This window comes from Shouchella tritolerans (assembly GCF_025770735.1).
In the GTDB taxonomy this organism is placed as follows: Bacteria; Bacillota; Bacilli; order Bacillales; family Bacillaceae_D; genus Shouchella; species Shouchella tritolerans.
In genome coordinates this window covers 1301327-1308093 of record NZ_JAODPB010000001.1, presented here as the reverse complement: position 1 = coordinate 1308093, position 6767 = coordinate 1301327, and the positions used below count along the sequence as shown (strand labels likewise).

The following is a 6767-nucleotide window of genomic DNA, read 5'->3' as shown; positions in this document are numbered from 1 at the left end:
ACAGGAGCGCCTGGTGGAGTTGAAAGCATCAATGGCTTAACAGGTGTCGTAACGTTAGAAGCCGATACGGTTGGCGCGTTTCCGCTATCGACGGCCGTTGCATCCAATACGAACATCAACCAGTTAGTCGATCCAGGGATTTATAGCTCCAATAATGCCGCAGGCCCGCCGCAAGGAGATCTCCCGCCAGGAGCAACAGGAGTATGGACGATCTATGTATCGGTGATTACGCCACCAACAGGGCCTAATTATATTCAACAGCTGTATTTTTCTAACCCGACATTGTTTATCCGTAGCTCCCCAGATGGAGGAAGCACGTGGAATCCGTGGAAGCCCCTCGGGCAAGTGGGTCCAACAGGACCGACGGGTCCAACCGGCATGGGCGCTACAGGACCGGCGGGCGCCACGGGACCAGCAGGCGCCACGGGACCAGCAGGCGCTACAGGGCCAGCAGGCGCCACAGGACCAGCAGGCGCTACGGGTCCAGCGGGCGCCACAGGACCAGCAGGCGCTACGGGTCCAGCGGGCGCTACAGGACCAGCGGGCGCTACAGGACCAGCGGGTGCCACAGGACCAGCGGGCGCTACGGGGCCAGCGGGCGCTACAGGACCGGCGGGCGCTACAGGACCAGCAGGTGCCACAGGACCAGCGGGCCCCACAGGACCGGCAGGTGCCACAGGACCAGCGGGTGCCACAGGACCAGCGGGCGCTACGGGGCCAGCGGGCGCTACAGGACCGGCGGGCGCTACAGGACCAGCAGGTGCCACAGGACCAGCGGGCCCCACAGGACTAGCAGGTGCCACAGGGCCAGCGGGCGCCACAGGACCAGCGGGCGCTACAGGACCAGCGGGTGCCACAGGACCAGCGGGCGCTACGGGGCCAGCGGGCGCTACAGGACCGGCGGGCGCTACGGGACCGGCGGGCGCTACGGGGCCAGCAGGCGCCACAGGACCAGCAGGCGCTACGGGGCCAGCGGGCGCTACAGGACCGGCGGGCGCTACGGGACCAGCGGGCGCCACGGGGCCAACAGGTGCCACAGGACCAGCAGGCGCTACGGGGCCAGCGGGCGCCACGGGACCGGCGGGCGCTACGGGACCAGCGGGCGCCACGGGGCCAACAGGTGCCACAGGACCAGCGGGTGCCACAGGACCAGCGGGTGCCACAGGACCGGCAGGTGCCACAGGACCAGCGGGCGCTACGGGGCCAGCGGGCGCTACAGGACTAGCAGGTGCCACAGGACCAGCAGGTGCTACGGGACCGACAGGCGCTACGGGACCGACAGGCGCTACGGGACCAATATACGAGAATACGATTTATGTAACGAACACTGGTCTAAATTATGTATCTGTGTTTGATGGAACTAGCCGTAATTTAATAACAACCATTCCTGTTTCCGCTCCTTATTCTATTGTGAATAACCCTCGCACAAATTTTGTATACACGGCATCTCAAAGTACATCTTTAGCTATTATCGAAGGAACGACACAAACTCTTGCTGGAACGGTTACGTCATTACCAAACGAAGTTTTTGGTACAGGGGTTAATCTAGATACAAATCTTGTTTATGTGACAAGCGCCTCAGGAAATAATAAGTTGTCTGTCATCGATGCTATTTCACAAACGGTCATTACGGTCATAGATGTCGGAGCAAACCCCTACGGACTTCCAGCTGTTGACACAAGATTCAATATGATTTATGTAGCTAATCAAGGTCCTGGTACTGGCGGTAATACAGTCTCCGTTATTGATGGTGAAACTCTTTCTGTGGCCAACACAATTACGGTCGGCGCTGGACCGCGAGGGATAGGCGTCAGTGAAAATACAAATCGTATTTACGTATCAAATACAAATGCTTCTCCTGGAACTGTCTCTGTTATTGACGGGTTTACACTCACTTTACTCTCGACAATCACTGTAGGAACGGGCCCAAGAGACATCGCTGTTAATAAAAATACCAACCTTGTATATGTGGCAAATTCAGGTTCTAACCAAGTGTCTGTCATCGCTCCAAATCTTAATAGAGTCATCGCTACTGTCACTGTAGGGACTTTTCCACAAGGAATTGCAGTAAATCCGAATGAAAACTTAATATATGTTGCCAACAATACCACCGATAATGTTTCGATCATTGATGGTATCAATCACACGATTCTGGCCACGCTCACCTTAAATACAGGCGCGTCACCGCGTGGGGTATCGGTCCAATCAGGATTCCCATTAACAGGCCCACTCTATCGTTAATTGACTAACACAGCCACCGACAAAGTGTGTGGCTGTGTTCTCCCTGGCTATATTTCCTAATTTTCAGGAAACATGTTAATGGCCTCTACTAACAAAAAAGTACAGCAACTATATTAAGATTCAAGAAGGGAATCCGTAAAAATGAAATAAAAAACCCTCGCAATCTTGTTTAAATCAAACCGGCCAAAAAGCGGGCGCTACTTTACAGGATGCAGAGTTAAAGACTGTTCTATTTAAGGATTTTCCACCTATTAAATTAGCATTGTAAACGTCTCCGTTCAATAATTAATCTATCATTTTCTTCAACCAGGCCTTTAAATGATGCCATAACGTCTCTGACACTTGTTCACAAAAAGGTCATAAACCACATTTTGCTAATAAAAATGCCTAACCAATTTTAAGAAAACACATATAAATATAAATGTCTGTCATGAAGACAAATTGATACGGAATATCTATGTCAACAAAAAACAAAGGAGTGAACGCGAGTGTCCCTACCGAACTTGCCAAATATTTCACCCAACATCCAATTAACCCGGGATGACGTGGTGAACTTATTATTAGCCTCCATCGCCATGGAGGAAATGGGCTTGTCCCATATTATCAATGCCGAAGGCGAAAAAATTCAGTATGCCCTTGGCACTTTGCAGGGGGTCACAGGACCAACAGGCGTCACCTTACAAGATATTTTAAGCGTGAATCAAAGTACCCAATCGATGTTAGAAACGGTTTTTAAACAGGAAATGATGTTGGATTCGAAAATGAGATCTGCGACCAATATCCCGACGCTCCAAGGACCTGCAGGACCAAGGGGAGCAACAGGAGCGCCTGGTGGAGTTGAAAGCATCAATGGCTTAACAGGTGTCGTAACGTTAGAAGCCGATACGGTTGGCGCGTTTCCGCTATCGACGGCCGTTGCATCCAATACGAACATCAACCAGTTAGTCGATCCAGGGATTTATAGCTCCAATAATGCCGCAGGCCCGCCGCAAGGAGATCTCCCGCCAGGAGCAACAGGAGTATGGACGATCTATGTATCGGTGATTACGCCACCAACAGGGCCTAATTATATTCAACAGCTGTATTTTTCCAACCCGACATTGTTTATCCGTAGCTCCCCAGATGGAGGAAGCACGTGGAATCCGTGGAAGCCTCTTGGCCAAATGGGTCCAACAGGACCGACGGGTCCAACCGGCATGGGCTCCACGGGACCGACGGGACCAGCAGGTGCCACGGGGCCAGCAGGTGCCACAGGACCAGCAGGCGCTACGGGGCCAACAGGTGCCACAGGACCAGCGGGCGCCACGGGACCAGCGGGTGCCACAGGGCCAGCGGGTGCCACAGGACCAGCAGGCGCCACAGGACCAGCAGGTGCCACAGGACCAGCGGGCGCCACGGGGCCAGCAGGTGCCACAGGACCAGCGGGCGCCACGGGGCCAGCAGGCGCTACAGGACCAGCGGGTGCCACAGGACCAGCGGGCGCCACGGGGCCAGCGGGCGCCACAGGGCCAGCGGGCGCCACAGGGCCAGCAGGCGCTACGGGGCCAGCGGGCGCCACGGGGCCAGCGGGCGCCACAGGGCCAGCGGGCGCCACAGGGCCAGCAGGTGCCACAGGACCAGCGGGCGCCACGGGGCCAGCAGGCGCTATAGGACCGGCGGGCGCCACAGGACCAGCAGGCGCTACGGGACCGGCGGGCCCCACAGGACCAGCAGGCGCTACGGGACCAGCAGGCGCTACGGGACCAGCGGGCGCCACAGGACCAGCAGGCGCCACGGGACCAGCAGGAGCTACAGGACCGGCAGGCGCTACGGGGCCAGCGGGCGCCACGGGGCCAGCGGGCGCCACGGGGCCAGCAGGCGCCACAGGGCCAGCGGGCGCCACGGGACCAGCGGGCCCCACAGGGCCAGCAGGCGCCACGGGACCAGCGGGCCCCACAGGACCAGCAGGCGCTACAGGACCGGCGGGCGCTACGGGACCGGCGGGCCCCACAGGACCAGCAGGCGCTATAGGACCGGCGGGCCCCACAGGACCAGCAGGCGCTACGGGACCGACGGGCTCCACTGGGCCGACTGGACCTCCAAGCACAGCTATTAATATGGTAATTGCACGAAACAATCCTCAAACTAATGTTCCTATCACCGCACCCAATAATGTACTTGCATTTGACACTATATTGACTAATAATGGTGGAGCAGATATTACCTTTAACAATCCTCCTGAGATTGAGCTAGCGCCTGGTGTATACTGGGTTAACTATTCAGTTCATGTTAGACCATCAACTACCCCGGCAAACCTGACCGTCGGTTTGCAGCTAAATACAGGTGGTGGTGCCACAACCATTAATGGGAGTATGTCTACTTGGAATCAGGTTGCCGATGTAATTAATCCCACTGAATCAATTATTATTGACGTGTCAACACAGACAGGGCCTTCCACACTAACTTTGGTGAATTTACAAGGAACAAATGATTTCCTTAATTATCAACAAACCAGGCCTGCCTTGATAAGCATTATGAAGATAGCTCCAGGTGTTTAACGTTAACTCATCATTGTTGACCTACACACAAGACCGTTCCAACCCACCCGTATAAATGGTCGGGTAGGAGGCTGAACATTAATTGATCAATCGAACCTGGATAGAGAGGCCACCCAACTGGTGGCCCGCCCCCCTCAGAACCCGGTGTGCGGACTTCCCGCACCAGGCTCTTCAGAAATGATTTTACGGCATGGCGTAAGATTTCACCCGTTCATACTGGATGAATATCTTCGGTCGCAACAGTGGAAACTTCACTCTTAACTCATCGTTAGATAATGTTTCGATCATTGATGGTATCAATCACACGATTCTGGCCACGTTCACCTTAAATACGGCGCGTCACCGCGTGGGGTATCGGTCCAATCAGGATTTCCATTAACAGGTCCACTTTATCGTTAATTGACTACCACAGCCACCGACAAATGTGTGGCTGTGTTCTCCTTGTCTATATTTCCAATTTTAGGAAAAAATTTAATGGCCTCTACTCACAAAAAAGTACAGCAATTATTACGATTCAGGAAGGAACCCCTAAAAGTGAAATTAAAAACCCCTGCCACAACGTGCATGTGACAAGGGATTTCTTGTATTAACCAATCGAACCTTCCATCTCGAACTTGATCAGACGGTTCATTTCGACTGCGTATTCCATTGGCAGCTCTTTTGTGAATGGCTCGATGAAGCCCATGACGATCATTTCGGTTGCTTCTTCTTCAGAAATGCCGCGGCTCATCAAGTAGAAAAGCTGGTCTTCGGACACTTTGGAAACCGTCGCTTCGTGTTCAAGTGTAATGTTGTTGTTCAAAATTTCATTGTACGGGATTGTATCTGATGTGGACTGGTTATCCATGATGAGTGTGTCGCACTCAATTTTTGATTTCGAACCGTCTGATTTACGGCCAAAGTGGCAAATGCCGCGGTATGTGACTTTGCCGCCTTGTTTGGAAATCGACTTTGATACAATCGTTGATGAACAGTTTGGCGCAAGATGCGTTACTTTTGCGCCTGCGTCTTGGTGCTGGCCTTTGCCGGCAATCGCAATCGAAAGAACGGTTCCTTTTGCGCCTTCACCACGCATGATGACAGCAGGGTATTTCATTGTCAGTTTAGAGCCGATGTTGCCGTCGACCCATTCCATAGTTGCGCCCTTGTCGGCTACGGCCCGTTTTGTAACGAGGTTGTAAACGTTTGGCGCCCAGTTTTGGATCGTCGTGTAGCGGCAGTATGCATTGTCTTTAACAATGATTTCGACGACTGCGCTGTGCAACGAGTTCGTTGTATAAACGGGTGCAGTACAGCCTTCTACATAATGGACAGAGCTATCTTCATCAGCAATGATAAGCGTACGCTCGAATTGGCCCATGTTTTCTGAGTTGATGCGGAAGTACGCTTGCAGCGGCGTGTCAACTTTGACTCCTTTAGGTACATAAATGAACGAGCCGCCAGACCATACAGCTGAGTTGAGCGCTGCAAATTTGTTGTCTGCAGCAGGTATGACCGTTGCAAAGTACTCTTTAAAGATGTCTTCGTTCTCTTTTAGAGCGGAGTCTGTGTCTTTAAAGATGACGCCCATTGATTCCAAGTCCTCTTTCATGTTGTGGTAAACCACTTCAGACTCGTATTGAGCGGAAACGCCAGCCAAGTATTTCTGTTCTGCTTCTGGAATGCCCAATTTGTCGAATGTGTTTTTGATCTCTTCCGGCACTTCGTCCCATGAACGTTCCGTTTTGTCAGAAGCTTTCACGTAGTACGTGATGTCGTCAAAGTTTAGCTCAGAGAGGTCGCCGCCCCACTGTGGCATTGGCATTTTGTAAAATTGTTCGAGCGACTTCAAGCGGAAATCAAGCATCCACTGAGGCTCCTCTTTCATACGGGAAATTTCTTCAACAATCTCCTTCGTCAAGCCGCGGCCTGAACGGAAAATCGATACGTCACGATCTGAAAACCCGTACTTGTATTCTCCGATATCTGGCATATTTTTTGCCACGTATA

General features: G+C 53.1%; 3 protein-coding genes. 2 read left to right on the top strand and 1 reads right to left on the bottom strand.

Annotated elements, in window-relative coordinates; genetic code table 11:
• Positions 1-2241 (top strand): beta-propeller fold lactonase family protein (locus N6H06_RS23070; protein ID WP_318527500.1); only part of this gene is annotated, 2241 nt, incomplete at its 5' end.
• Between the two features lie 488 nt (positions 2242-2729).
• Positions 2730-4778: a collagen-like protein gene (locus tag N6H06_RS06210; RefSeq protein WP_263705861.1), complete on the top strand. Its 2049-nt coding sequence runs from the start codon at positions 2730-2732 to the stop codon at positions 4776-4778.
• Positions 4779-5364: 586 nt separating this feature from the next.
• On the opposite strand, the gene sufB is transcribed toward N6H06_RS06210, so the two are convergent.
• Positions 5365-6762, bottom strand: coding sequence for a Fe-S cluster assembly protein SufB (gene sufB / locus N6H06_RS06205; RefSeq protein WP_062746509.1), 1398 nt, complete (start codon positions 6760-6762; stop codon positions 5365-5367).
• Positions 6763-6767 lie beyond the last annotated feature (5 nt).